The organism is Leifsonia sp. Leaf336, assembly GCF_001423695.1.
Lineage (GTDB): Bacteria > Actinomycetota > Actinomycetes > Actinomycetales > Microbacteriaceae > Leifsonia.
Window position 1 is genome coordinate 1609163 of record NZ_LMOZ01000001.1, and the last position, 26035, is coordinate 1635197.

The following is a 26035-nucleotide window of genomic DNA, read 5'->3' on the forward strand; positions in this document are numbered from 1 at the left end:
CCGGTCGTATGCCGCGGCCGGCATGCGACCGTCAGTCCTGGAACGGGCGGAGTGGCGTGCATCCGTAGCCTCCCGTGTAGATCAGGCACGGGAGCTGGAATCCGGGGTAGCGCACCGTGCGCGGGTCGCCGAACCAGCGTTCGTAGAGCCGCGAGAAGTTGAGGTTGCCGTACGCGGAGCAGGCGCCGGACGGCCCGGTCGGATGCGAGAGGGTCTGCTTGTCGGGCTGGTACGGCGTGTAGTTGTAGAGGTTCGCGGTCGCCTGGTTGACGACCTCGACCCGGCTGGACCCGCAGGTGGCATCGGGATGGTACTGGATCGCGTTCGCTCCGATCCGGTATCGCCAGTCACCGGGGTGCGCGGTGTACTCGCGGAACTGCCAGGCGGCCCGGTAGACCTGGTTGAAGAACCCGAAATAGCGCGCGTCGCACGCCGCGGTGTCCGGACACGCGTATCCGGTCGCCTTCTGGTAGCCGCCGGCGCTGGGGGTGGTCAGCAGCGATTGCTCCTTCTGCAGCAGCACCAGCAGGACGCGCGGACTGATCGTGCACGCCTGCGCGATGCGCACGATGATGCTGCTGGCCCGCTCGTTCTTCTTCGCGGGGATGGCGGCGCAGCGCTCGGGGGAGGCCGCGGTGCGAGGGACGTCCATCCGGAAATCCGCGAGGCACGGCGACGCGTCCTTGGGCGTGCACGCGCGCTGCTCGAGAAAGCGCTGCACCTGGTCGGCGGTCATCGCGTACGGGTTGTAGAAGCTGTCGTCGCTGATGATGTCGCCGGGGTCGAAGTCCGACGGCGTCGCAGCGGCAGTAGCCGCGGGCGCCGCACGTTCGGCCGGTGCGGTGCGGCCGGTCGACTCCGCCTCGGCCACCGGGCCGGTGCCGAGCGCCGGGAGCACGGCGAGCGTCGCCGCGGCCGCGAGGACCACGGCGACGACGCGCCGGCGTGCCAGGTTCATGGTGCGCGGTCAGCCGAGACGACCGAGCGCCTCTTCGATCACGGTCGCGGCGTCGTCGATCAGTTCGTCGCTGATCACGACCGACGGCAGGAGGCGGAGCACGCTGTCCCAGCTTCCCGCGTCGAGCGGGATGACGCCGTTCGCGGTTGCGTGCGCGAGCACCGCCTTGAGCGCCTCCGGGTTCGGCTTCTTCGTGCCGGGGACGACCAGCTCGATGCCGAACATCGCGCCGATGCCGCGCACCTCGCCGACGACGGGGAACCGCTCTGCCCAGTCGCCGATGCGCGCCAACAGCGCCTTCTCGACGCGCCGCGCTTCGCCGAGTAGGTCCTCCTGCTCGAACGCCTCGAACACGGCGAGAGCGGCGGCCGTCGAGACCGGGTTGCCGCCGAAGGTGCCGCCGATTCCGCCGGGCTGCACGGCGTCCATGATCTCGGCGCGGCCCGTCACCGCTGCGAGCGGGAAGCCGCCGGCGATGCCCTTGGCGCTGGTCACCAGGTCGGGGACGACACCGTGGTGCTCGATGGAGTACCACGTGCCGGTGCGTCCGATGCCGGCCTGGATCTCGTCGGCGACGAACACGATGCCGTTCTCGGTGCAGAACTCGGAGAGTCGCTTGAAGTAGCCGGGTGCCGGGATGATGATGCCGCCGTCACCCTGCACGGGCTCGACGAACAGCGCGGCGAGCTCGGTCGCGCCGATGTGGGTGTTGATGTAGTCGATCGTGCGCTCCGCGGCCTCCTCGCCGGTCATCCCCTCGGGGTCGCGGAACGGGTAGCTGATCGGGAGGCTGTAGATCTCGCCGGGGAACGGCCCCATCCCCGCGCGCTCCGGCCAGGGGCGGTAGGTCATCGCCATGGTGAGGTTGGTGCGGCCGTGGAACGCGTGGTCGAGGGTCGCGATCGCGCGCCGGCCCGTGTACTTGCGGGCGATCTTGACGGCGTTCTCGACGGCCTCTGCACCCGAGTTGACGAGGATGCTGTGCTTCTCGAAGTCGCCGGGCGTGATCTCGGCGAGCTTCTCGGCGACGCGCACGTAGTTCTCGTAGGGCGTCACCGTGAAGAGCGTGTGGGTGAGCTTCGCGGCCTGCTCGGCGGCGGCGGCCGCGACGGCGGGGTGCGCGTGACCGATGGTCGTCACGCCGATGCCACAGCCGAGGTCGATGAGGCGGTTGCCATCCACATCGACCAGGATCGCGCCGGAGCCGGACTCCATGTAGATGTTCGCGAGGGTGCCGGCGCCCCGGCTGACGGAGGCCACCCGACGCTGCTGCAGTTCGACCGATCGCGGGCCGGGCAGCTCGGTGACGAGGTGGCGGGACTGGGGAACGGAGAAGTCGCGGGTCATGACCTCCATCGTATGGGCGCTTCCGGAGCGTCCGTTCAGCGGGGACCTAGGTGGATGCGGCAGACTGGCTCCTCGTGCGCAGATCCCTCTCCGTCCTCACAGCAGCCCTCGTCGTCGCCGGCCTCGCCGCCTGCAGTTCGTCGTCGCCCGCTCCGTCCGCATCCAGCACCGCGAAGGCCGCGAGCTGCCAGAACGTCAAGTCGGGCAGCGTCTCCGACTCGATCAAGGTCTCCGGTGCGTTCCACCAGACCCCGACCGTGACCTTCACGACTCCGCTCAAGGCGACCGACATCCAGCGTACGGTCGTCACGAAGGGCAGTGGCAAGAAGGTGGCGGCGGGCGAGACCGTCGGCCTCGGCCTCGCCGCGTACGACGGTACGACCGGCAAGGAGCTCGCGGCGCCGGAGGGATTCGGCGACCAGGCCGCCGTCGATGCGCCTGTCGACGACACCAAGTGGCTTCCCGGCTTCGTCCGCGGAGTGGAGTGCCTGCCGGTCGGATCGCGCGTGGTGGTCACCTCGACCGCGGAGCAGGCATTCGGTCAGGCGTACTCGCAGCTGGGGCTGAAGCAGACCGCCCCTGTCGTGCTGCTGGCCGACATCGTGAACATCCCGCCGAAGCTCCCCACCAAGGCGAACGGCACTCCCGTCGCACCCACGGCCGGGTTCCCGACGGTCAAGCTGAGCAAGACCGGCGAGCCCACGATCACCATCCCGAAGGCGGACCCGCCGACGGAGACGCGGATCGCGCAGCTCAAGAAGGGATCGGGCGAGACCGTCCTCCCCGGCGACACCGTCACGGTCCAGTACAAGGGCGTCCTCTGGCGCAACGGCCAGGTGTTCGACTCGAGCTGGAGCCGCGGTCAGACCGCTTCGTTCAAGACCACCGAGGTCGTCAAGGGCTTCGGCAAGGCCCTCGAAGGTCAGACGGTCGGCTCGCAGGTGATCGCGATCGTGCCTCCGGCCGACGGTTACGGCTCCGCGGGCAACGCCGCGATCAAGGGCACAGACACGATGGTCTTCGTGGTCGACATCCTCGGAACCACCCGCTGATGAGCGCCCGCCGCGTCGTCATCCTCGGGTCGACCGGTTCGATCGGCACGCAGGCGCTCGACGTCGTGGCGGCCAACCCGGGCCGGTTCGAGGTGGTCGGTCTGACCGCGGGGCGCAACGCCGACCTCCTCGCCGAGCAGGCGGAGCGGTTCGGGGTGCGCGACACGGCGCTCGGAGCCGAGGACTCGATGCGGCTGATCCGCTCGGTGGAGGCCGATGTGGTGCTCAACGGCATCACCGGCTCGGTCGGTCTCGGCCCGACCCTGGCGGCGCTGGAGACAGGCGCCATGCTCGCCCTGGCCAACAAGGAGTCGCTGATCGTCGGGGGAGCGCTGGTCAAGCGGGCCGCGGCCCCTGGCCAGCTGGTCCCGGTCGATTCGGAGCACTCGGCGCTCGCCCAGGCGCTCCGCGCCGGCGCGGCGACGGAGGTCCGCCGACTCGTCCTCACCGCCTCGGGCGGTCCGTTCCGTGGCCGGTCGCGCGAGTCGCTGCGCGACGTGACCCCGGCGGAGGCCCTGGCGCACCCCACCTGGGACATGGGACTGGTGGTGACGACTAACTCGTCGACGCTCGTCAACAAGGGCCTGGAGGTCATCGAGGCGCACCTGCTGTTCGACGTGCCCTACGACCGCATCGACGTCACCGTCCACCCGCAGTCGGTCATCCACTCGATGGTGGAGTTCGTCGACGGATCGACGATCGCGCAGGCGTCGCCTCCCGACATGCGCCTGCCGATCTCGCTCGGCCTCGGCTGGCCCGACCGCGTGCCCGGTGTCGGTGAGCCGCTCGACTGGACGCGCGCGCACACCTGGACCTTCGAGCCGCTCGACGACGAGGCGTTCCCCGCTGTGGCGCTCGCCAAGCGCGTCGGCGCGGCAGGGTCGACGTACCCGGCTGTGTTCAACGCAGCGAACGAGCAGGCGGTGGCGTCGTTCCATGCCGGCGCCATCGGGTACCTCGACATCGTCGACACGGTCGAGCGCGTAGTCGACGCGCATGAGCCGGAGGCCGAGCTCAGCCTCGAGTCGCTGGCGGAGGCCGAGCGCTGGGCGCGTGCGACGGCGGACGCGCTGATCGCCGGTCACTGAGTGCGCATAGCAAGCGTCCGGCTCGCTCCAAGAGATCGCGACTAACCTGTGCAGGTGGATTCCGTGCTGCTGTTCATCCTCGGCGTCGTCATCATCCTGATCGGCGTCGCGCTCTCGATCGCGTTGCACGAGATCGGGCACCTGGTGCCCGCGAAGCTGTTCGGCGTCAAGGTCACTCAGTACATGATCGGGTTCGGCCGCACGCTGTTCTCGGTCAAGCGGGGTGAGACCGAGTATGGAATCAAGGCGATCCCGCTCGGCGGCTACATCTCCATGATCGGGATGTTCCCTCCCGGCAAGGAGGGCGGCGCCGGCCGCAACGCGACGACCGGCTTCATGCAGGCCATGGTGCAGGACGCCCGCACGGCGAGCGCCGAGACCGTGATGGTCGGCGAGGAGGACCGCACCTTCTACCGGCTGGCGGTCTGGAAGCGGGTCATCATCATGTTCGGCGGTCCGTTCATGAACCTGGTGATCGCGACAGTGCTCTTCGGCGTGATCCTGATGGGGTTCGGCACGCCGCAGAACTCGACGACCATCGGCACGGTGAGTCAGTGCATGCTGCCCGCGACGAGCAGCTCGCAGACCTGCGGGTCGAACGCTCCGGAGGGGCCGGCCGCGGCAGCGGGCCTGAAGCCCGGCGACACCATCGTCAGCATCGGCGGAAAGACCATCACCTCGTGGGCGCAGTCCACGGCGATCATCCGCGAGTCCGCGGATCGACCGCTCACCGTCGTGCTCCGCCGCGACGGGCAGGAGCGCACGGTCGTCCTCACGCCGAAGACGAACACCGTGGCCAAGACCGACGCCGGCGGCCAGGTCGTCAAGAGCGCGGACGGTAGCACGGAGACGCTCACGGTCGGCTTCGTCGGCATCGGCCCGGTGCAGCAGCTCGTGCCCCAGCCGATCACCTCGGTGCTGCCCGCCGTCGGCGCGCAGACCGGCGCGGTCGTCGGGGTGATCGTCCACCTCCCGCAGCGCATGGTCGAGGTCTGGAACGCGGCGTTCGGCTCCGGCCAGCGCGACCCGAACGGGCCGATCAGCCTCGTCGGGATCGGGCGCGCGGCGGGAGAGCTGACCGCTCTCGACGGCGTGCCGGTGATCGACAAGGTCTACACGATGCTGGGCATCCTGGCGTCACTCAACGTCGCGCTCTTCGTCTTCAACCTGATCCCGCTGCTGCCGCTCGACGGCGGGCACATCGCGGGGGCGCTCTGGGAGGGCTTCCGGCGGACCATGGCCAAGCTGTTCAAGCGGCGCGATCCGGGCCCCGTCGACATGGCCAAGCTGATGCCGCTGACGATGGCCGTGGTGGTGGTCCTCGGCGGGATGAGCGTGCTGCTCATGTACGCAGACATCGTGAAGCCGATCAACCTCTTCGGCTGAGCCGGCTCCCGAGTCACGCCCAGCCACCTCCCACCCGCACGCGTAGGATTGTCGGGTGGCAGCAATCAATTTGGGGATGCCCAAGGTCCCCGAGACCCTCGCACCCCGTCGCAAGTCCCGTCAGATCCGCGTCGGAAAGGTCCTGGTCGGCGGTGACGCCCCCGTCAGCGTGCAGTCGATGACCACGACGCCGACGACGAACATCAACGCGACCCTCCAGCAGATCGCCGAGCTCACGGCCTCCGGGTGCGACATCGTCCGTGTGGCCGTCCCGAGCCGGGACGACGCGGAGGCGCTGCCGATCATCGCCAGGAAGAGCCAGATCCCGGTGATCGCCGACATCCACTTCCAGCCCAACTACGTCTACGCGGCGATCGACGCCGGGTGCGCGGCCGTGCGCGTGAACCCCGGCAATATCCGCAAGTTCGACGACCAGGTGGGCAAGATCGCGGCCTATGCCAAGGCGGCCGGCGTGTCCCTGCGCATCGGCGTCAACGCCGGTTCGCTTGAGCCCAGTCTGTTGCAGAAGTACGGCAAGCCGACGGCCGAGGCGCTCGTCGAGAGCGCGGTCTGGGAGGCCGGCCTCTTCGAGGAGCACGACTTCCACGACTTCAAGATCTCGGTCAAGCACAACGACCCGATCGTCATGGTCAAGGCCTACCGCCAGCTCGCCGAACGCGGCGACTGGCCCCTCCACCTCGGCGTCACCGAGGCCGGCCCCGCCTTCCAGGGCACGATCAAGTCAGCGACGGCGTTCGGCATCCTGCTCGCCGAGGGCATCGGCGACACGATCCGCGTCTCGCTGTCGGCCCCGCCGGCCGAAGAGGTCAAGGTGGGCCTCCAGATCCTCCAGTCGCTCAACCTCCGCGAGCGCAAGCTCGAGATCGTGTCGTGCCCGAGCTGCGGGCGCGCCCAGGTCGACGTCTACACCCTCGCCGACAGCGTGACCGAGGGCCTGCAGGGCATGAGCGTGCCGCTGCGCGTCGCGGTGATGGGCTGCGTCGTCAACGGCCCCGGGGAGGCCCGCGAGGCCGACCTCGGAGTCGCCAGCGGCAACGGCAAGGGCCAGATCTTCGTCAAGGGCGAGGTCATCAAGACCGTGCCGGAGGCCGAGATCGTGGAGACGCTCATCGCGGAGGCCAATCGCATCGCCGCCGAGATGGAGGCCGCCCAGGTCGCCTCGGGCGAGCCCGTCGTCACCGTCGGCCACTAGACCGCGTCGCCCGCGCGCGCGGGCGGGCCGAGCCCACCTCCACCGCACCACTAACATGGAACGGTGCCTACTCGCCTGACGAACTACTTCCTCCGCACCCTCCGTGAAGACCCCTCCGACGCGGAGGTGACCAGCCACAAGCTCCTCGTGCGCGCCGGCTACATCCGCCGCCAGGCGCCGGGCATCTTCGCGTGGTTGCCGCTGGGGTTGCGGGTCAAGGGCAAGATCGAGCAGATCATCCGCGAGGAGATGACGGCCGCCGGCGCGCACGAGGTGCACTTCCCGGCGCTGCTCCCGCGCGAGCCCTACGAGGCCACCGGACGCTGGGAGGAGTACGGCGACGGCATCTTCCGCCTCAAGGACCGCAAGGGCGCCGACTACCTGCTCGCGCCCACGCACGAGGAGGTCTTCACGCTGCTGGTGAAGGACCTCTACTCGTCGTACAAAGACCTGCCGCTGGCGATCTACCAGATCCAGGACAAGTACCGCGACGAGGCGCGTCCGCGGGCCGGTCTGCTGCGCGGACGCGAGTTCACGATGAAGGACGCCTACTCGTTCGATTACACCGACGAGGGCCTCGACACCAGCTACATGGCGCAGCGAGACGCGTACGAGCGCATCTTCACGCGTCTCGGGCTGGACTACGTGATCGTGCAGGCCGACGCCGGTGCGATGGGCGGCTCGCGCAGCGAGGAGTTCCTGCACCCCACGCCCGTCGGCGAGGACACCTTCGTGCGGTCGGCCGGGGGCTACGCCGCCAACGTGGAGGCCTTCACCACGACGCCGCCCGCCGCGCGCAGCTTCGAGCGCCTCACGCCGCAGGAGGTGCTGGACACTCCCGACACCCCAACGATCCAGACGCTCGTGGATGTCGCGAACGAGAAGCACCCGCGTCCGGACGGCCGCGCCTGGACGGCCGCCGACACGCTGAAGAACGTCGTCGTTGCCCTGACGCACCTCGACGGCACGCGCGAGCTCGTCGTCGTCGGCCTCCCCGGTGACCGCGAAGTCGACCTCAAGCGCGCGGAGGTCGCGTTCGCTCCCGCCGACATCGACGCGGCGAACGAGGACGACTTCCGCAAGCACCCCGGACTGGTCAGGGGCTACATCGGCCCCTGGTCGGCGGAGGGCCCTGTGCTTGGCGAGGAGGCCTCCACCGGTATCCGTTACGTGGTCGACCCGCGCGTCGTCGAGGGCTCCGGCTGGATCACCGGCGCGAACGTCGAGGGCAAGCACGTCTTCGGCCTGGTCGCCGGTCGCGATTTCGGCTGGGACGGCGTCGTGGAGGTCGCGGAGGTCAAGCCCGGCGACCCCGCGCCCGACGGCTCCGGCCCCGTCGAGCTCGCCCGCGGCATGGAGATCGGGCACGTCTTCCAGCTGGGTCGCAAGTACGCCGACGCCCTCGGTCTGAAGGTGCTCGACGAGAACGGCAAGCTCGTCACGGTGACCATGGGCTCCTACGGCATCGGCGTCACGCGCATCCTGGCGATCATCGCCGAAGAGAACAACGACGACAAGGGCCTCGTGTGGCCGGCGTCGGTGTCCCCGTTCGACGTGCACGTCGTGGCCGCCGGCCGTGACGCCGTGGCGTTCGAGGTGGCCGAGCAGGCGACCGCCGAGCTGGAGGCCGCGGGGCTCGACGTGCTGCTGGACGACCGGCCCAAGGTGTCGCCCGGCGTCAAGTTCGGCGACGCGGAACTCATCGGAATCCCGCGTGTGCTGGTGGCCGGCCGCGGGGCCGCCGACGGCGAGGTCGAGCTGTGGGATCGCCGCACCGGCGAGCGCGCGACGCTCCCGCTGGCCGAGGCGGTCGCCGCGCTGACCGCCTGACCCGAACGCGCACGTGCGCATCCGACGCCGCTTGACCAATGCCGAACGCGGGGCTCAGGCGGCGTCGTCGTCTCCGGTGATCTCCGCGTGGATGCGGCGCAGATCCTCCATCAGCGAGCCGATGAGCACCCAGTGCCGCGGATTCGGGGTCGTGATGACGAGGGGCGCCGTCAGAACGGGGATGCCCGCCGTCTCGGTCGCAGGCTCCACCGGCGGGGCGTCAGGGTCGCGCGAGAGCAGCCGCAGATCGTGGGCGGAGCGCTCCAGCTCGTCGGCGATCGCGGCGATGGTCGGTTCGTCGGCGAGGCTGTCGTCGTAGTGGTCGTGGAACGCGCGGGTCATGCCGAGCGAGCGGGTGATCAGCGGTCGCAGCCGGGCGAACAGCTGCTTGTCGTGGTCGAGCACGGCTCGATGGCGGGACTGCCGCGGGTTGAGCGTGAGGCTCTCGTCGGCGGCGGTGAGGGCCGCCTCGGCCTTCTTCTCCATCGGCCGCAGCAGGCGCGCCTCGATCAGGAGGGCGTCCCGTTCGCCGGGAGTCGGCCGGCTCGTGAGGGCGTGGGCGAGCCGGTCGAGCGTCGCGGCGATCTCCGTGCCGAGCGAGAGGACGGCCGTGCGTGCCGGGCCGGTGAGCACCGGGGGGACGACGGCGATGTTGATGATCACGCCGACCGCGGCGCCGAGCACCGTCTCGACGATGCGGGCGAGCGGGTACTCCAAGTTCGCCGCGCCCAGCGAGAGCACGAGCATGACGCTGATCGGGACCTGGTTCGCCGTGCCAGGGGTGAGCTTGAGCGCCCAGGACAGGAAGAGGGAGGCGACCAGGGTGAGCAGGACGATCCAGGTGTTGCTGCCGAACGCCAGACCGACCACGTACGCGATCACCACGCCGAAGATCACGCCGATCGAGCGTTCGATTGCGCGTCCGACGGACTGGTTGACGCTCGGCTGCACGACGAGGAGGGAGGCGATCGCCGCGAATACCGGGAGCTCTCCGGGGAACAACAGGGTCGCGATACCCCACGAGATGATCATCGCGGCCGCGGTCTTGGCGACCTGGAGGAAGGGGATCCTCGAGGAAGCCCGGATGTTCGCGGGCAGCTGGATCTTGACCGGGAACTTCGGAGCCACGAGACCAGCGTAGCCCGCCGTGCCCGTGCGGCTCAGATCGCGAAACGGCGGTAGGCCTCCGCAGCCCGCCCTGCCGCCTGCTCCTGCGTCGCGGTCAGCGGGACGAACGGCTGAAGATCGACCCGACCATCACCCCCGGGCCGGCGCCAGGTGCCGACGACTCGGCCGCGGGCGACGATCGTGGGCTGGAAGATGCCGTTGCCCCCCGGCACGATCCGTTCGAAGTGCTCGTCGTCGAGCACCGCTCGGCGGTCTTGATAGCCCAGCAGGTACTCGTCGAACGCCGGGAGGAGGTGCACGGCCTCCCGTTCCTTGCGGGTCTGGGGCGTGGAGGCCGCCCGATCCGCGAGTTCCGCCGTCACGAGGTACGGGACGCCGTCGACCTCCAGCGTGGTGACGGCGTCGCCGAGCACCCCCAACGCGGTCTTCGCCCCGGCGACCGTGCCCTTCGTCCACCAGACGAAGTCCTTGATCGTGGCCGGTCCGTGTCCGCGCAGATAGCGCAGGAGGAACTCGCCCCACGCCTCGTCGGGCTCGAGGTGCCGCGACGAGGGCGCCCATTCGTCGAGCAGCACGAGAGCCTGCTGCGTCCGGAGCGTGGGCCCCCAGCAGATCACGCCGGTCTGGGCGAGGAAGTAGATGAGGTGGTACCCGCGCTGGCCGGTCGTCGAGATGCCCGCCTGTTCCCAGAGCTCCATGACCTCCGCTCGGCCGATGCTGCGACCGCCGGACAAGGCGTCGGTGACGAGGTCGCGGGCACGGACGAAGTCGGGGGACTCGAGCTCCAGTTGCCGATGACGGGCGGCGAGGCCCGCGACCATCCGAGCAGTGGTGACGCTGAGCATCCAGCGCAGGTCTTCCGGAGGGACGAAATGCAGCGTTCCGCGCATCGGCCAGGAGCGCACGATCGTGCCCGCGTCGAGGTCGGCGAGCACGTCGGCGCGTGTCGCGCGCGTCGTGCGCAGTGCGAGCGCCCAGCAGGCTGCGGCGAAGTCCTGGGCCTGCGTCGCGAGAAGGCGGCGCGCCACGTCGCCGGGGGTCTCGTCGCGCTCTCCGTCGATCGCGTGCGCGAGGCGGCGCATCCGGAGCAGGTCGGCGCGGGACGTCATGAGCCCAGTCTGGTGCAGACGGCCGACAGCCGACGCGAAGGAGCGGCAGAGCCCGTCAGGGCAGGAGGTCGAGCTCGCGCAGCTGTTCGAGCAGGCCGGCGCCATCGGGAGCGTAGACCCACGGCGCCCCCGAGATCTCGCTGTGCTTCTCGGCCTTGGAGCGGCCGCCGGCGAGCACCGCCTCGCCGTTGGACAGCTGCCGGATGGCGACGGCGGCGACATTGCCCGGGTGGTCGGTCGTGAACTCGCCGTAGAGCGCTTCGTCGTGCTGTCCGTCGTCGCCGATCAGCAGCCAGCGCATGCCGGGGAACTCCTCGGCCAGACGGGCGAGGCTGGTCTGCTTGTGCTCCCGGCCGGAGCGGAAGATCCGATCGTGCGTCGGGCCCCAGTCGGTGAGCAGCAGCGGCCCGGCGGGGAAGAGATTGCGAGAGAGGAAGCGCGTGAGCGTGGGCGCGACGTTCCAGGCGCCGGTGGACAGGTAGATCACCGGCGCGCCGGGATGCGCCGCAGCCAGCCGTTCCAGGAGCACGGACATCCCCGGCGTGGGCACGCGCGCGTGCTCGTCCAGCACGAACGTGTTCCAGGCGGCCAGGAATGGCCGGGGGAGTGCGGTGACCATGACCGTGTCGTCGACGTCGGAGATGATTCCGAAGGTGGCCTTGGGATCCACGATGTAGACGGGCGCCTCGAAGACGCGCGCCGATGCCGGGACCGTCATCGTGACGGTGTGCCAACCCGGCGTGAGCTGCACCGGGATCACGGTGTCGATGACGCCGCCCCGATCGGGCAGGACCTCGTGACGGTCGCCCTCCACCTCGATCACGACCGGCACGTCGGCGACGGGGACGCTGATGAACGACCGCCACCCGCGGATGGACTCTTCGCGCTTGCGGTGCTTGCGCTCCGCGCGGCTGCCCGGCCGCGGCTCCTTCGCCAGCACGACGCGGCCCAGGATGCGCACCCACGACGGACCGCCGTAGCCGGCGTACGGCACGACGGTCGGCAGGAATCCACGCTTGCGGGCCCGTCGGGCGCGGAACTCGTGGAAGGCGTCCTCGAGACGCGCTGCGCGGTGCATGATCGGCTCGACGTTCGCGCCGCGCTTGGCTGGGGTAGCGGTCATAGAGGTTCCAGTTTCTCATGGAGTGAACGATCGCTCCGACGCAGCCCCCAGATCTGGGGGACGAATCTTCGGTGTGTCTGAGGCATTTCCCGAGCAAAGGTGAGGTTTCCACGAATATGATCCGAAGTGAGCATCGGTACCGAATCCGACGCCGGGCTGGGGACCCGCACGCGTATCGTGGAACACAGAAAGAAGGAGTCGCCCTCGTGCCCATCAACGACCTGGTCGCCGCACAGAACACCGTCGGAGCGCCGCTCGTGCGCACGGAGCCGATCCAGGAGCGCAGCGCCGCTCGGATCGACGCCCTGCTCGACGCCGCTGCGGAGGTGGTCGACGAGATCGGATTCGACCGGCTGACCACCGCGATGGTGGCCGAACGCGCCGGCGCCTCCATCGGCACGGTCTACCGCTACTTCCCCGACCGAATCGTGCTGCTGCAGGCTCTGCGCGACCGCGCACTGCTGCGCTACCGCCACTCGGTCGTGGAGGCCATCCACACCGAGAGCCCCGAGCACTGGTGGAACGCCGTGGAGTGCGCCATCGACGCGTTCGTCGCGATGTTCCGCACCGAGCCGGGATTCCGGATCATCCGCTTCACCGACGCCGAGCGCTCGGGTCTGCCCGGCGAAGAGGAGGTCGAGCGCACGGCGTCCTTCGCCTCCCAGTTCGCGTCCATCCTCTCCGAGGAGTTCGGCCTCCCTGCGGGTGAAGACCTGGCGTTCCGTCTGGAGATCGTCGTCGAGATCATGGACGGCCTCATCAACCGGGCGTTCCTCGACGACCCGATGGGCGACCCGCGCTACATCGACGAGGCGCGCATCGTGGCGCGCGAGTACCTGGAGCGGCGGTACGACCCGAAGGGCTGACGCCCTCCGGCCCGCGCCCGGGAATCGGAAGTCGGGAATGTCGGTGGTACCCGACAGGGTTGTCACATGGTGCCTGGGTTTCCTGCCACAAACCGACTCAATTCATTGCGAATTGATGAAAACGCTGTTTGGGTAGGAGCGATGGCCCTGAATATCGTGACCAGCCCGCCCCGAGCGGCGAGAGTGCCGTACCTACCCCGAATCGAGGGCCGATGATCGAGTTCCGCTCGGTGACGAAGCGGTTCCCCGACGGGACCGTGGCGGTCGACGACTTCTCTCTCGTCATCCCGTCGCGCCAGATCACCGTCCTGGTGGGGTCGTCGGGCAGCGGCAAGACGACGATCCTCCGCATGGTCAACCGCATGGTCGACCCGACGAGCGGCAGCGTGTCGATCGACGGTGAAGACGTGCAGACCCTCAAGCCCGTGCACCTCCGTCGCCGCATCGGCTATGTGATGCAGAACTCCGGGCTGCTGCCGCACCGCAAGGTCGTCGACAACATCGCGACCGTCCCCCTGCTCACCGGCGTCAAGAAGAAGGCCGCCCACGAGCGTGCCCTCGAGCTGATGGACACGGTCGGGCTCGAACGGTCGCTCGCAGACAAGTACCCCAGCCAGCTCTCCGGAGGCCAGCAACAGCGCGTCGGAGTGGCCCGCGGTCTCGCCGTCGACCCGAACATCCTGCTGATGGACGAGCCGTTCGGCGCTGTCGACCCGATCGTGCGCGACGACCTCCAGAACGAGCTCCTGCGGCTGCAGCGCGAGCTCGGCAAGACAGTGCTGTTCGTGACGCACGACATCGACGAGGCATTCCGGCTGGGCGACCAGGTGGTCATCTTCCGCAAGGGCGGCATCGTGGCCCAGAAGGGCACGCCGTCGGAGATCCTCGCCTCGCCCGCCGACGACTTCGTGGCGTCGTTCGTCGGCGCCGACCGCGGCAAGCGCGCCCTCCACATCGAGCAGACCCCGACCGGGTCGGTTCTCGTCGACAGCGAAGGGCGCACTGCGGGCGTCCTGAGCTCCGAGCCTTCCCCCTCCGAAGATTCAAAGGCCGCGGCGGTTTCCGTCGCGGGTGGTGCGGACGCCGTAACGCAGGGTGGCGCCCCTCCACGGCTTCCGCAGTGAACTTCCTGTGGTCGAATCTCGGCCTGGTCTGGAATCTCACGATCTCGCACGTGTGGTTGAGCGCCATCCCCATCGTGATCGGGTTCGTGGTGTCGCTGCCGATCGGCTGGGTGGCCAACCGCTATCGCGTGAGCCGCCCGGTGCTGCTGACGATCGGCGGCATCCTCTACGCGATCCCGTCGCTTCCGCTGTTCTTCGCCATGCCCGCGCTGATCGGTACGAAGATCCTCGATCCGGCGAACGTGGTCATCGCCCTGAGCATCTACGCCGTGGCGCTCATGGTGCGCACGACGGCCGATGCGCTCGCCTCGGTACCCGGTGACGTCGTCCAATCCGCGACGGCGATCGGATTCGGCGGGTGGCGGCGGTTCTGGACGGTGGAGCTGCCGCTCGCTGGGCCGGTGCTGCTCGCGGGCCTGCGCGTCGTGTCGGTCTCGACGGTCAGTCTCGTGAGCGTCGGCGCCCTCCTGGGCGTGCCGAACCTGGGGCAGCTCTTCACCGACGGCCTCAACCGGTACTACCCGGAGGAGGTCGCCGTCGGCATCATCCTCATCATGGTCGTCGCGCTGGTGTTCGACCTGGTGCTCGTGCTGCTCGGGCGGCTCCTGCTGCCGTGGTCGCGACTCGACCGGCGCACCGGACAGCTGCGGCGCTCCGCGGCGATGAAGGCGGTGACCGGGGCATGACCGATTTCATCGCCGCGTTCCAGTGGCTCGTCGACCCCGTCAACTGGGCGGGGCCGGGCGGCATCCCGGCGCGCACGGGCGAGCACATCGTCTACACGCTGCTCACGCTGCTGATCGCGAGCATCATCGCTCTGCCGATCGGTTTCCTGATCGGGCACACCGGGAGGCTGCGCGGATTCGCGGTCGGCGTCTCCGGTGCGCTGCGGGCGCTGCCGACCCTGGGCCTCGTGGTCTACCTCGCGCTGATCATGGCGAACATCTCGATCGTCCCTCCGCTCATCGCGCTCACGATCCTGGCCATCCCGCCGCTGCTCGCGGGGGCGTACTCCGGCTTGGAGTCGGTGAACCGGAGCACGATCGACGCCGCGCGCGCGATCGGCATGACCGAGTGGCAGATCTTCGCCAAGGTCGAGCTGCCGCTGTCGCTCCCGCTCGTCCTCGGCGGCCTCCGCTCCGGCGCGCTCCAGGTCATCGCGACGTGGACGGTGGCGGCCATCCTGCCGGTCGGCGGCCTCGGCCGGTTCCTGTTCGACGGACTGGCGGTGCAGAACTATCCCGAGATGCTGGGCGGGTCGATCATCGTGGTCGCTCTCGCTCTCGTCTCCGACGGATTGTTCGCGATCACCCAGAAGCTGGTCGTCCCGCGCGGCGTCTCGGCCGGGAAGGTCCGCACCGACCGGGCGAAAGACCCCTGGCGCGCGTTCGGGGTCACCGTGCCCGGCCGGCAGCCCGTCCGCTGACCCACCCGTTCGTCATCCTGCTCACAGACCCATCGCACACAGAAGAGAGAGAAATCACATGTTCGGATCCAAGAAGGGCCGCATCGCGGCCGGCGTGATCGCGGCGGGGGCGCTTCTCGCCCTCAGCGCATGCTCGTCCGGTGGAGGCGGCGCGTTCAGCACCAGCGGAAGTTCCTCGTCCAGCGACAGCGTCACCATCGGCTCCGCCGCGTTCGGCGAGTCCGAGATCCTGATGCAGATCTACGGCCAGGCCCTGGCCGCCAACGGTGTCAAGGTCAACTACAAGCCCAGCATCGGCCAGCGCGACGTCTACCTGAAGGCGCTCCAGGACGGTTCGATCGACCTCATCCCGGAGTACTCGGGCAACCTTCTGCAGTTCTACGACAAGAACAGCACCGCGAGCTCCAGCGATGACGTCTACGCGGCCCTCAACGACGCCCTGCCGAAGGGCTTCGAGGTGCTCGACCAGGCCAAAGCGCAGGACGCCGACGCCTACAACGTCACCAAGGAGTTCTCCGACAAGTACAGCGTGACGAGCCTCGAAGACCTCAAGAAGGTCACGGTGCCGCTGACGGTGGGTGCGAACCCGGAGTTCGCCACCCGTCCGTACGGCATCCCCGGGCTCAAGTCGACCTACGGCGTGACGGCCACCCTCAAGCCGATCAGCGACTCGGGCGGCCCGCTCACCGTGACCGCCCTCAAGAACGGCGACGTGCAGCTGGCCGACATCTACACGACGACCCCGGCCATCAAGGACAACGGCTTCGTCGTGCTGAAGGACCCGAAGAACCTGATCGCCGCGCAGAACATCCTGCCGCTGATCAACAGCAAGAAGGCCTCCGACACGGTCAAGTCGGTGCTCAACAAAGTGTCGGCCGAGCTGACCACGGACGACCTCATCACCATGAACAGCGAGAACCAGGGCGCAAGCAAGACCCAGCCCGACGCTGTGGCGAAGAAGTGGCTGCAGGAGCACCCGATCAAGAAATAAGGGTGCGCGGGAGGCTGAGCCTCCTTACTGCTCCGCGTGCGGCGGCTCGGGTGACCGGGCCGCCGCATCCATGTGTGCGGCCTCCCGCTTCTGGAGGACCTTCTTCACCACGAACACCACCCCGACGAACAGCGCGATCACGGCGACGAACACGTAGCCGGCCCAGTGCAGCTCCTGAGACAGCTCGCGGTAGCTTCCGGCGGCGAGCGCTCCCACGCTGACGTAGGCGAACGCCCAGATCACGCAGGCGGGTGCGGTCCACGCCATGAACGTCTTGTAGCGCATCGGGCTCATGCCGACCGTCAGCGGGATGAGCGAGTGCAGCACCGGCAGGAAGCGGGAGAGAAAGACGGCGATGCCGCCGCGCTTGGCGAGGTAGGCCTCCGCGCGGTCGAAGTTCTGCGGGCCGAGTCGCCGGCCGAGCCGGCTCGCCCGGATGCGCGGGCCGAAGTAGCGGCCGAGCGCGAAGCCGATCGACTCGCCGCAGAGCGCGCCGACGATGACGGCGACGACGAGGGCGGCGTACTCCACCGGGCTCGCGACGGCTGTCGAGGCGACCAGCACGATCGTGTCGCCGGGGACGATCAGCCCGACGAGGATCGAGGTCTCCAGCAGGATCCCGACTCCCGCGAGAACCGTTCGGAGCACGGGATCGACCGACTGGACGAGGTCGAGGATCCAGGTGAGGGCGTCGTTCACGCGTCCGGTGCCGACCGGATCAGCGACCAGTAGGCCTCGACGGCATCGGCCATGTCGGCGCTCGGGTCGAGCATCCACTGCACCTGCATGCCGTCGGCCACGGCGACGGCCAGCCGGGCGAGCGTGCGCGGGTCGGCCTCGGGGCGGACGCGGCCGGCCTCCTGCTCGGCACGGAGGTACTGCTCGAGTCCTCCGACGATCTGCTCGTAGCGCGAGACGAAGTAGTCGTGGCCGGGATGCTCCGGGTCGGCCGCCTCGGCGGAGATCGTGGCGTAGAGCTGCACCAGGCCGGGGACCTCGGCGTTGTGGCGCACGATCCCGACGAGTCCGTCGAAGGCGCCGGTCCATTCGGAGCCGAAGTCGCCTCCCGCCGAGTCGACCTCGTCGCGCTTGCGGAGCACTTCGGCGAACAGCTCCTCTTTCGACGAGAAATGGTGCAGGAGGCCGGCCTGGCTGAGGCCGACCGAGTCGGCGATCTCGCGCAGGGACGCCTTGCGGTAGCCCTTGTCGGCGAACACCTCCAGAGCGCGCGCGAGGATCTCCTCGCGTTTGGCGATTCCCTTGGCGTATCCCCGTTTCTCCGGCATGGTTCCAGGCTAGTGGGACGGGCCTGGTCAGTCCGTGAGGAGGGGCGCGTCAGCTGGTGAGCACGAGCACCGGCGGCACGACGACGAGCAGCACGATCGCGACGACGACGAGCAGGCGCAGGCCGGTGCCGACTGTGCGGTGGTCGGCCGTGAGCCGGGCCTCGCGCCCGAGCAGCGCCGTGCGGCGCTGCTCGGGCGTGCGTGGGTCCTTCGGTGCGCCGAGGGCCGTGCCGGCCGATCCGGTCGAGTCCACGATCCGGATCGCGTCGGCCAGGACCGCATCCCCCGAGGTGCGTCGTGCGGTGTCGTCGGCGAGCATCTCCACGAGCAGAGCGACCGCGTCCTGCGCGCGGGTGGCGATCGGGAACCAGGGGAGGGCGCGCTTCCACGAGCGGAAGGCGTCGAGCAGCAGGTGGTGCTTCTGGCGCAGGTGTGCCCGCTCGTGGCCGATCACGGCCTCCAGCTCGTCGGGGCTGAGGAGCTCGATCATGCCTTCGGAGAGCACGGTGACACTGCGCGCGCCCGGGAGGCAGTACGCCGCAGGGGCCGGGTGGTCGATGATGCGGGTGGCGGGTTCGTCGGGCAGCGGTGAGCTGAGGAGGCGCAGGAGTTCCATGTGGCGGTGGCGCTGGCGCCGGCTGCGCACGGAGGTCAGGGCGAGGTTCAGCAGGAGGTGCGCGGTCAGCAGCACCGCCGCGCTGAGGAAGAACGTGTGGAGCAGCGAGACGTCCGGTGGCAGCGGGCCCGAGAACAGCGAGGCGGCGGCACCGGAGACGCGGCTCGCCAGATCGTGGCCGAACGGCTCGAGCCCTGCCAGCAGGAGCGAGCCGATCATCGAGATGCCTCCGGCCAGCGCGATCGACTGCCAGAGTGCGAGGGCCAGCACCGGGGCTGCGGCGGGCCATTTCGCCCGGGCGAGGAGGAGCGGCACCGGCCAGGCGAGGGCCAGCGCGAGCACGCCGAGCACGACGGCGGTCGAGTCGACGGGCATCCCGGTCAGCTGCGGGCGTCGAGCAGCCGGCGCAGCATCTGCGCCTCGGATTCGTCGACGGAGCCCACGAAGTAGGCGAGCGCCTCCGTGCGGTCGGAGGAGGTGTCGAGCACTTCGCGCATCAGGTCGGCGACGTGGCCGGCGCGGGTGAGGGTGGCGAAGTAGACGTGCGGGCGGGCCTCGCGATCGCGGTCGACGAAGCCTTTCTGCTCGAGGCGCGAGAGCACGGTGAGCACGGTGGTGAGCGCCGGGGTCTTGCCGTCGGTGCGGGAGCCCGCTAGCTTGTCGCGCAATTCGTTGGCGGTGATGGGGGAGTCGCCCGACCAGAGGGCGTCCATCACCGCTCGTTCGAGCTCTCCGAGATTGGCCACGTCTCCAGAGTAGCGCGAAGTGCCTGTGAATGTTCTACACTCTGTAGAAGTAGTCGTTCTACAGACTGTAGAACTCGACCGGAAGGGTGGGCCGCGTGAACGAGATCCTCGATCCGCTGCTGTTGGCGCGCTGGCAGTTCGGACTCACGACCATCTATCACTTCCTGTTCGTCCCGCTCACCATCGGCCTCGTGACCGTCGTCGCGATCCTCCAGACCGCCTGGTACCGCAGCGGCAAGGTCCACTACCTCCAGCTCACGCACTTCTTCGGCAAGCTGTTCCTGATCAACTTCGCGATGGGCGTCGTCACCGGCATCGTGCAGGAGTTCCAGTTCGGCATGAACTGGTCGAACTACTCGCGCTTCGTCGGCGACATCTTCGGCGCGCCTCTCGCGCTCGAAGGGCTGCTCGCGTTCTTCCTGGAGGCCACCTTCATCGGGCTCTGGATCTTCGGCTGGGACAAGCTGCCGCGCGGCATCCATCTGGCGTGCATCTGGATCGTGGCCGTCGGCTCGATCCTCTCGGCCTACTTCATCCTCGCCGCCAACGCGTTCATGCAGAACCCGGTCGGATACAAGCTCGACCCCGCGCGCGGACGAGCCGAGCTGACCGACCTCTGGGCGGTGCTCACCAACAAGGTGGCGCTGGCGGCGTTCCCGCACACGATCTTCGGCTGTTTCATGGTCTCCGCCGGCCTGATCATCGCGGTCGCAGCCTGGCACCTCTCGCGCAACCGCAACCTGGAGACCATGCGCCCGGCCCTCAAGTTCGGGCTCTGGATGATGGTGATCGCCGGCGTCGGCAGCGTGATCAGCGGCGACCAGCTCGGTCTCGCCATGGTCGAGACGCAGCCGATGAAGATGGCTGCGGCCGAGGCCCTCTACAAGACCTCGACGGGCGCGGATGCATCGTTCTCGATCTTCACCCTCGGCACACCGGACGGCGTCCACGAGCTGTTCTCGATCCGCGTGCCCTACGTGCTCTCGTTCCTGTCGACGCACACGCTCGATGGCACCGTGGAGGGCATCAACGACCTCCAGGCGCAGTACGTGCAGTTGTTCGGGCCGGGCGACTACACGCCGATCATCTGGGTCACCTACTGGGCGTTCCGCTGGATGATCGGCCTCGGCCTCCTGCACGTGCTCGTCGCTGTCGTCGGCCTCTGGTTCACCCGCAAGGGCCGCACGCCACCGTGGGCGTGGATGTGGAAGGTCGCGATCTGGGCGTTCCCGCTGTCGCTGGCCGCCATGATCGTCGGCTGGATCTTCACCGAGATGGGCAGGCAGCCCTGGATCGTCTTCAGCCTCATGAAGACGCAGGACGGCGTCTCTCCCGGGACCACCGGACTCGAGGTCCTGATCTCGTTGGTGGCCTTCACGGCGGTGTACGGCACGCTCGCGGTCGTCGAGTTCAAGCTCATCAAGCGTGCGGCGCAGAAGGGACCGGCCCCGGTCGAGGAACACCTCGACGAGGAGGGCAAGCACGTCCCGGTCGCGACGGTCTACTAGGAGGAGACGGCAATGGATCTCGCAGTTCTCTGGTTCGGCATCATCGGCTTCTTCTTCATCGGCTACTTCGTGCTCGACGGGTTCGACTTCGGCGTCGGGATGTCGCTGCCGTTCCTCGGCAAGGATGAGACCGACCGGCGCGTCCTCATCAACACGATCGGCCCGGTCTGGGACCTCAACGAGACCTGGCTGATCGTCGGAGGCGCCGCCCTGTTCGCTGCCTTCCCGGACTGGTACGCAACGCTGTTCAGCGGCTTCTACCTGGCGCTGCTGCTCATCCTGATCGCGCTCATCCTGCGCGGGGTCTCGTTCGAGTACCGGCACCAGCGCCCGGAGTCGCAATGGAAGCGCCGGTTCGACGCCATGATCGTGATCGGTTCCGCCGTGCCGGCCTTCCTCTGGGGCGTGGCCTTCTCGAACATCGTCCAGGGAGTCGCCCTGGACGCGCACCACGACTACACGGGCACGCTCTTCGATCTCCTGAACGGCTACGCCCTGCTGGGCGGCCTGACCACCCTGCTGCTGTTCTTCACGCACGGAGCGGTGTTCGTCTCGCTGAAGACGGAGGGCGACATCCGACTGCGCGCACGGAGGCTCGCCACCCGCTCCGGCGCGCTCACCATCGTGGTCGCCGCGGCCTTCCTCGCGTGGACCGTCATCGCCCACTTCTCCGTTGTGCTCCTCGTGCTCGCGCTGCTCGCGGCCGTGGCGCTGGTGGCCTCCTGGGTGCTGAACCTGCGCGGTGCGGAAGGCTGGTCGTTCGGCTTCATGGCCGCGACGATCGCGTTCGCCGTCGCGGCGCTGTTCGCCGCACTCTTCCCGAACGTGATGCCGTCGGTCCCGAACCCGGAGAACAGCCTGACCATCGCCAACGCCTCCAGCTCGGTGACGACGCTGACGATCATGACCTGGGTCGCCGCGATCTTCCTCCCGCTGATCCTGCTCTACCAGGGCTTCACCTACTGGGTCTTCCGCAAGCGCGTGACCCGGGCGCACATCCCGGACGACCACCCCGAGCCCGAACCGGCGGCCGTCTGACATGCGCCCGCTCGATCCCCGCCTCCTCCGCTACGCGTCGGCCACCCGGCTGACGCTGGCGGCGGGCGCGCTCGTCACCCTGGCGCAGACCGCCGCGGTGATCGCATTCGCGTGGCTGGTCACGCAGCTGGTGGTGCGCGCGATCGCGGGAGCCCCGTTCGCCGAGCTGAGCCCGCTCTTCGCCGGACTCGTCGTCGTGGTGATCGGTCGTGGGGCCCTGCTGTGGCTCGCAGAGGCGGTGTCCGCGCGGGGCGGGGCGACGGTCGTCGGCCAACTGCGGTCGCAGCTCGTGGACGCGTTCGGCCGGCTCGGCCCTGGTGGGCTCGCGGGCCGAAGCAACGCGGAGCTCACGCTCGTCGCGGGCCGCGGGATGGACGCGCTCGACGGCTACTTCGCCCGCTACCTCCCGCAGCTGATCGCCACCGCGGTGTCGATGCCCCTGCTCGTGCTGGTGATCGGCTGGCAGGATCTGACCAGCGGGATCATCCTCGTGGCGACGCTGCCGCTCATCCCGCTGTTCATGGTGCTCGTCGGCTGGGCGACGCAGGCGGCGCAGAAGCGGCAGTGGGCGGCGCTCTCGACGCTCTCGAAGGGCTTCCTCGACGTCGTCGCCGGCCTCCCTACGCTCACGCTCTTCGGACGGCAGCACCGGCAGGAGGCGCACATCCGCCGGGTGAGCGAGGAGTACCGATCGCGCACGATGACGGTGCTGCGGATGTCGTTCCTCTCGGGGTTCGTGCTGGAGCTCGCCGCCAGCCTGTCGGTCGCGCTCATCGCCGTGGCGATCGGGCTGCGGCTGCTGGGCGGCTCGCTCGACCTGTCGGTCGGGCTCTTCGTCCTCCTGCTCGCGCCCGAGGCGTTCCTGCCGCTGCGGAACGTCGGCGCGGCCTATCACGCCGCGACCGAGGGCATGCAGGCGGCTGCCGACGCGTTCGAGGTGATCGAGGCGGCGGCCGAGGTGCCGGCGGAGGCCGCGGTCGCTGCGGTGGACGCCCCGGGTCTCGTGTTCGCCGATGCCGGCGTCGCGTACGAGGGGCGGAACGTCGTTTCGGGCTTCTCCGCGGAGGTGCCTCTCGGCACGCTCGCCGTGCTGAGCGCGCCGAGCGGAGCGGGCAAGTCGAGCCTGGTCGCCGCGGCGCTCGGCTTCGTGGCGCACGACGGCCGGATCGCCGCGGGAGGCCGGGAGGACGCGGCAGGCCGTCGCGACGCCATCGCGTGGGCGGGCCAGCGGCCGGGCCTCCTCGCCGGCACGGTCGGCGAGAACGTGGCGCTCGGTGACCCCGAGCCGTCGGCGCGCGGTGTCGCCGAGGCGCTGAGCGCGGCGGCGGCGAGCGAGCTCGCGCCGGACCTGGTCGTGGGCGCGGGCGGCGCCGGACTGTCCGGCGGTCAGGCCCAGCGGGTCGCAGTGGCCCGCGCCCTCTACCGGCTGCGGTCGCGGTCGTGTCCTGTGCTGATCCTGGACGAGCCGACCTCCGCCCTCGACGCGGCGACCGAGGCCGAACTGGTGGCTTCGCTGCGGGGGATCGCGCGGAGCGGCGTCGCCGTGCTCGTGGTGAGCCATCGGGAGGCCGTCGTGGCGGCCGCCGACGTGATCCTCGAAACGGGGGTGCTGTCCGATGTCGCTCGCTGAACGGACCCGGTCGCGGGAGGAGCGCGTGCAGACGCGGCGCATCCTCCGGTTGGCCCTGCCTCCCGCCCGCCGGTTGTGGGTGGCGATCGCGTTCGGCGCCCTGAGCGGCGCGTGCGCCGTCGCGCTGCTCGGTGTGTCGGCCTGGCTGATCACGCGCGCTGCCGAGCAGCCCGCGCTCATGTACATCTCGATGGCTGTCGTCGGTGTGCGCGCCTTCGCGCTCGGACGGGCGTTCTTCCGCTACCTGGAACGGCTGGCGGGGCACAATGCCGCGTTCGGGCGCCTCGGTACGATCCGGTCGGACCTGTTCGCACGCCTGGTCCCGCTCGGACCGGACGGCATCGGCGCGCCGCGCGACGACGGCGGCCGGCGCGCTGACAGCGCGCGCGGAGGTGAGCTGCTCGCGCGACTGGCGGACGACGTCGACGAACTGCCCGATCTCTCGTTGCGGGTCGTGCAGCCCCTGGTCTCCGGCGGGATCGTCGTGCTGGCGAGCGTCGTCGCGGCATTCCTCTTCCTCCCTTCGGCCGGGATCGCGCTGCTGGTGACGCTCGCCGTCGCGTTCGTCGTCGGCACGCTGGTGAACCGGTGGGCGGCGGGAACCTCCGAGCGGCGGGTCGCGCCGCTGCGTGCCGAGGTATCGGCCGCCGTGAACGACCTGGTGACGAACCTCGACGTGCTGATCGCCTTCGACGGGCTCGGGGCGGCCGCTGAGCGCATCCGTTCGGCGAGCGCTCGGCTCACCGCCGCGATGCGCACGCGCGCTGCCGGGCTCGGCCTGACCGCGGGAGCGGTGTCGCTGCTCGCCGGCGCCGCGTCGCTGCTCGCCCTCGCGGGAGGCATCCCGGCTCTTCAGGACGGCCGCATCGACGGTCCCGTGCTCGCCGTCATCGTGCTGCTCCCGCTCGCGGTCTTCGAGGTGTTCGGCACGCTGCCGCTGGCGTTCGGCGCATGGCGGCGCGTGCGTGCGAGTGCGGAGCGGATCGCCGACACGGTTCCGGCGGCGGTGCCGGCCGGCGTCCCGGTCGATACCCCCGATGCGGCGGCGCTCGAGGTGGAGGGCGTGCCCGACCTCCGGGTGCGGCTCTCGTCGGCTCACTGGCCCGGGTCATCGTCGCCGGTGCTCCGGGATGTCGCGCTCGACCTGCGCGCGGGCGAGCGGGTGGTGCTGACCGGCGCCACAGGCGCGGGGAAGACGGCGTTGGCCCACGTGCTGGCGCGGTTCCTCGACCTCGACGGATCGTACGCGATCGACGGCACCGACGTGCGGACCGTCCGCCAGGACGACGTGCGCCGCGTCGTCGGGCTGGTGGAGCAGCACCCGTACCTGTTCGACTCCGACCTGCGGCAGAACCTGCTCTTCGCCCGCGACACCGCGACCGACGACGAGCTGCTGGCGGTGCTCGACCGGGTGGGCCTCGGGGAGTGGTCGCGCTCGCGGGGCGGACTGGACACGCCGGTCGGCGAACGCGGCGCGCTCGTCTCGGGAGGCCAGGCGCAGCGCATCGCACTCGCGCGGGCACTGCTGGCCGACTTCCCGGTGCTCGTCGTGGACGAGCCGACGGCCAACGTGGACTCCGCTGTCGCCGACCGCATCGTGAGCGACATCCTCCGCACGGCGGCCGATGACGGCCGCACCGTGCTGCTGATCTCGCACACCGACGTCCCCGACCACCTCGTCACGCGGCGCCTGCGTCTGGAGGCCGGCACACTGGCCGCCTAGCCGAGAACCGTCGGGCGATGTTCAGCGCAGCGGACGCGTCAGAGCGCCGAACCGCGCACGCCAGGCGGAGGTGCGCGCCGGGTCATGGCCGAGTGCGGGCCCGTCGACCCAGACGGTGACGTCGCGGATGCCGTGCAGCGCGTTGACCGCCCAGAGGGTCACGCCCTCCAGCTCGGAGGGACGCACCGCCTCCTCCTCGACGGGGATGCGAAGCGCCGCGGCGATGCCGCGCACCGTACGCGCCGAAACGCTGTCCACCCGTGCGAGCTCGAACGGCGGGGCGCAGAGCGTCTCTCCGCGCCACCAGAGCAGTGCCGTGGTCGTTCCGTCGCAGACCCGGCCTTCGTCGAGCAGCACGGCCTCCTGAGCGCCGTCGCGCTGGGCACGCTGGCGCAGCGCGTTGAGGCGGTCGATGTCCGGTCCCTTCAGGTGCGGGGCCTGCCGCGGGTCGGTCGCGGCGGTCGCGACCACCAGGTCGGTTCCGAGCGGGGGAGCGGTCCGCAGCCGGAAGCGGAGTCGCAGCGCCTCCCGTGCGCGCACGAGCTCGAAGCGCGGGAACCAGCGGCCGTCGTCGGGGAGCAGCGCGATGCCGGCCTCCCAGAACGCGTCGAGGGAGGCGCGATCGCCGAAGCCCTGGAACGCCGCGGTCTCGGCGAACCGCTCGCGGTGCAGCGAGAGCGCGAGAGCCCGCCCCGAGGCCACCAGGAACGAGTCGGCGGCAAGCAACTCGGTCTCCACGACCTCGCAATCGTCGCGCGTGACGAGCGCGCCGGCGGCCCAGTCGTAGAGAGTGGCCGTCGCATCCATCCGCCCAGGCTAATGCAGCAGACGGACGAGGCCGGTGCAG

The 26035-nt window shown here is 69.8% G+C and carries 24 protein-coding genes; 14 read left to right on the forward strand and 10 right to left on the reverse strand.

Annotated elements, in window-relative coordinates:
• Nucleotides 1–31 precede the first annotated feature (31 nt).
• Together ASF88_RS07740 and ASF88_RS07745 are read right to left on the reverse strand one after the other, a co-directional pair.
• Nucleotides 32–958: a hypothetical protein gene (locus ASF88_RS07740; RefSeq protein ID WP_055916092.1), complete on the reverse strand. Its 927-nt coding sequence runs from the start codon at nucleotides 956–958 to the stop codon at nucleotides 32–34.
• 9 nt (nucleotides 959–967) lie between these two features.
• A complete protein-coding gene (locus tag ASF88_RS07745) occupies nucleotides 968–2314 on the reverse strand; it encodes an aminotransferase class III-fold pyridoxal phosphate-dependent enzyme (RefSeq protein WP_055916094.1) in 1347 nt (448 codons plus the stop codon).
• A gap of 65 nt (nucleotides 2315–2379) precedes the next feature.
• Between ASF88_RS07745 and ASF88_RS07750 the strand changes: the two genes are divergently transcribed.
• The 5 genes from ASF88_RS07750 (at nucleotide 2380) to ASF88_RS07770 (ending at nucleotide 8874) form a co-directional block, all read left to right on the forward strand.
• Nucleotides 2380–3357, forward strand: coding sequence for an FKBP-type peptidyl-prolyl cis-trans isomerase (locus tag ASF88_RS07750; protein WP_055916889.1), 978 nt, complete (start codon nucleotides 2380–2382; stop codon nucleotides 3355–3357).
• Nucleotides 3357–4445 carry a 1-deoxy-D-xylulose-5-phosphate reductoisomerase gene (dxr, locus tag ASF88_RS07755; protein WP_055916095.1) on the forward strand — a complete coding sequence of 363 codons (1089 nt, stop codon included), beginning with the start codon at nucleotides 3357–3359 and terminating at the stop codon, nucleotides 4443–4445. Before ASF88_RS07750 ends, dxr begins: the two co-directional genes overlap by 1 nt.
• A 54-nt stretch (nucleotides 4446–4499) precedes the next feature.
• Entirely contained in the window at nucleotides 4500–5831 is a 1332-nt protein-coding gene (locus tag ASF88_RS07760; RefSeq protein WP_200935241.1) for a M50 family metallopeptidase, read from the forward strand.
• Nucleotides 5832–5886: 55 nt separating this feature from the next.
• A complete protein-coding gene (gene ispG / locus ASF88_RS07765; RefSeq protein WP_200935242.1) occupies nucleotides 5887–7044 on the forward strand; it encodes a flavodoxin-dependent (E)-4-hydroxy-3-methylbut-2-enyl-diphosphate synthase in 1158 nt (385 codons plus the stop codon).
• Nucleotides 7045–7107: 63 nt separating this feature from the next.
• Nucleotides 7108–8874: a proline--tRNA ligase gene (locus tag ASF88_RS07770; RefSeq protein WP_055916100.1), complete on the forward strand. Its 1767-nt coding sequence runs from the start codon at nucleotides 7108–7110 to the stop codon at nucleotides 8872–8874.
• A gap of 54 nt (nucleotides 8875–8928) precedes the next feature.
• Here ASF88_RS07770 and ASF88_RS07775 read toward each other — a convergent pair whose 3' ends face one another.
• From ASF88_RS07775 to ASF88_RS07785, 3 genes are read right to left on the reverse strand one after another with little or no spacing between them, the layout of a single operon-like run.
• On the reverse strand, nucleotides 8929–10002 hold the full coding sequence (locus ASF88_RS07775; protein WP_235493333.1) for an FUSC family protein: 1074 nt from the start codon (nucleotides 10000–10002) through the stop codon (nucleotides 8929–8931).
• A gap of 32 nt (nucleotides 10003–10034) precedes the next feature.
• Nucleotides 10035–11111, reverse strand: coding sequence for a winged helix DNA-binding domain-containing protein (locus ASF88_RS07780; protein ID WP_055916901.1), 1077 nt, complete (start codon nucleotides 11109–11111; stop codon nucleotides 10035–10037).
• Between the two features lie 55 nt (nucleotides 11112–11166).
• Nucleotides 11167–12234: an App1 family protein gene (locus ASF88_RS07785; protein WP_055916102.1), complete on the reverse strand. Its 1068-nt coding sequence runs from the start codon at nucleotides 12232–12234 to the stop codon at nucleotides 11167–11169.
• Between the two features lie 206 nt (nucleotides 12235–12440).
• Here ASF88_RS07785 and ASF88_RS07790 point away from each other — a divergent pair, with 206 nt between their 5' ends.
• From ASF88_RS07790 to ASF88_RS07810, 5 genes are all read left to right on the forward strand, one after another.
• The gene (locus ASF88_RS07790; RefSeq protein WP_055916104.1) at nucleotides 12441–13100 is read left to right on the forward strand and encodes a TetR/AcrR family transcriptional regulator; all 660 of its coding nucleotides are present in this window, start codon (nucleotides 12441–12443) and stop codon (nucleotides 13098–13100) included.
• Nucleotides 13101–13312: 212 nt separating this feature from the next.
• Complete coding sequence (locus ASF88_RS07795; RefSeq protein ID WP_055916106.1) at nucleotides 13313–14224, forward strand: ABC transporter ATP-binding protein; 912 nt, start codon at nucleotides 13313–13315, stop codon at nucleotides 14222–14224.
• Entirely contained in the window at nucleotides 14221–14910 is a 690-nt protein-coding gene (locus tag ASF88_RS07800) for an ABC transporter permease (protein ID WP_055916108.1), read from the forward strand. Before ASF88_RS07795 ends, ASF88_RS07800 begins: the two co-directional genes overlap by 4 nt.
• On the forward strand, nucleotides 14907–15650 hold the full coding sequence (locus ASF88_RS07805; protein ID WP_055916110.1) for an ABC transporter permease: 744 nt from the start codon (nucleotides 14907–14909) through the stop codon (nucleotides 15648–15650). Before ASF88_RS07800 ends, ASF88_RS07805 begins: the two co-directional genes overlap by 4 nt.
• Before the next feature lie 58 nt (nucleotides 15651–15708).
• Nucleotides 15709–16641 carry an ABC transporter substrate-binding protein gene (locus ASF88_RS07810; RefSeq protein ID WP_055916112.1) on the forward strand — a complete coding sequence of 311 codons (933 nt, stop codon included), beginning with the start codon at nucleotides 15709–15711 and terminating at the stop codon, nucleotides 16639–16641.
• A gap of 24 nt (nucleotides 16642–16665) precedes the next feature.
• On the opposite strand, the gene ASF88_RS07815 is transcribed toward ASF88_RS07810, so the two are convergent.
• The 4 genes from ASF88_RS07815 to ASF88_RS07830 are packed head-to-tail and all read right to left on the reverse strand — an operon-like array spanning nucleotide 16666 to nucleotide 19289.
• Nucleotides 16666–17340: a DedA family protein gene (locus ASF88_RS07815; protein ID WP_055916114.1), complete on the reverse strand. Its 675-nt coding sequence runs from the start codon at nucleotides 17338–17340 to the stop codon at nucleotides 16666–16668.
• Nucleotides 17337–17927, reverse strand: a complete 591-nt coding sequence (locus ASF88_RS07820) for a TetR/AcrR family transcriptional regulator (protein ID WP_055916117.1) — start codon at nucleotides 17925–17927, stop codon at nucleotides 17337–17339. Before ASF88_RS07820 ends, ASF88_RS07815 begins: the two co-directional genes overlap by 4 nt.
• Before the next feature lie 49 nt (nucleotides 17928–17976).
• Complete coding sequence (locus ASF88_RS07825) at nucleotides 17977–18918, reverse strand: M56 family metallopeptidase (protein WP_055916119.1); 942 nt, start codon at nucleotides 18916–18918, stop codon at nucleotides 17977–17979.
• Nucleotides 18919–18923: 5 nt separating this feature from the next.
• Entirely contained in the window at nucleotides 18924–19289 is a 366-nt protein-coding gene (locus ASF88_RS07830) for a BlaI/MecI/CopY family transcriptional regulator (RefSeq protein ID WP_055916121.1), read from the reverse strand.
• A gap of 95 nt (nucleotides 19290–19384) precedes the next feature.
• Between ASF88_RS07830 and ASF88_RS07835 the strand changes: the two genes are divergently transcribed.
• Genes ASF88_RS07835 through cydC form a run of 4 tightly spaced genes read left to right on the forward strand, consistent with a single transcriptional unit; the run spans nucleotide 19385 to nucleotide 25188 of the window.
• The gene (locus ASF88_RS07835; protein ID WP_055916123.1) at nucleotides 19385–20797 is read left to right on the forward strand and encodes a cytochrome ubiquinol oxidase subunit I; all 1413 of its coding nucleotides are present in this window, start codon (nucleotides 19385–19387) and stop codon (nucleotides 20795–20797) included.
• A gap of 12 nt (nucleotides 20798–20809) precedes the next feature.
• Complete coding sequence (gene cydB, locus ASF88_RS07840; RefSeq protein WP_055916124.1) at nucleotides 20810–21835, forward strand: cytochrome d ubiquinol oxidase subunit II; 1026 nt, start codon at nucleotides 20810–20812, stop codon at nucleotides 21833–21835.
• A gap of 1 nt (nucleotide 21836) precedes the next feature.
• A complete protein-coding gene (cydD, locus tag ASF88_RS20325; RefSeq protein ID WP_055916126.1) occupies nucleotides 21837–23465 on the forward strand; it encodes a thiol reductant ABC exporter subunit CydD in 1629 nt (542 codons plus the stop codon).
• Nucleotides 23452–25188, forward strand: a complete 1737-nt coding sequence (gene cydC, locus ASF88_RS20330) for a thiol reductant ABC exporter subunit CydC (protein WP_055916128.1) — start codon at nucleotides 23452–23454, stop codon at nucleotides 25186–25188. Before cydD ends, cydC begins: the two co-directional genes overlap by 14 nt.
• A gap of 21 nt (nucleotides 25189–25209) precedes the next feature.
• Here the strand turns inward: cydC and ASF88_RS07855 are convergent, their stop codons facing one another.
• Nucleotides 25210–25995 (reverse strand): aminotransferase class IV, encoded by a 786-nt coding sequence (locus ASF88_RS07855; protein WP_055916130.1) that lies wholly within the window; start codon nucleotides 25993–25995, stop codon nucleotides 25210–25212.
• Nucleotides 25996–26035 lie beyond the last annotated feature (40 nt).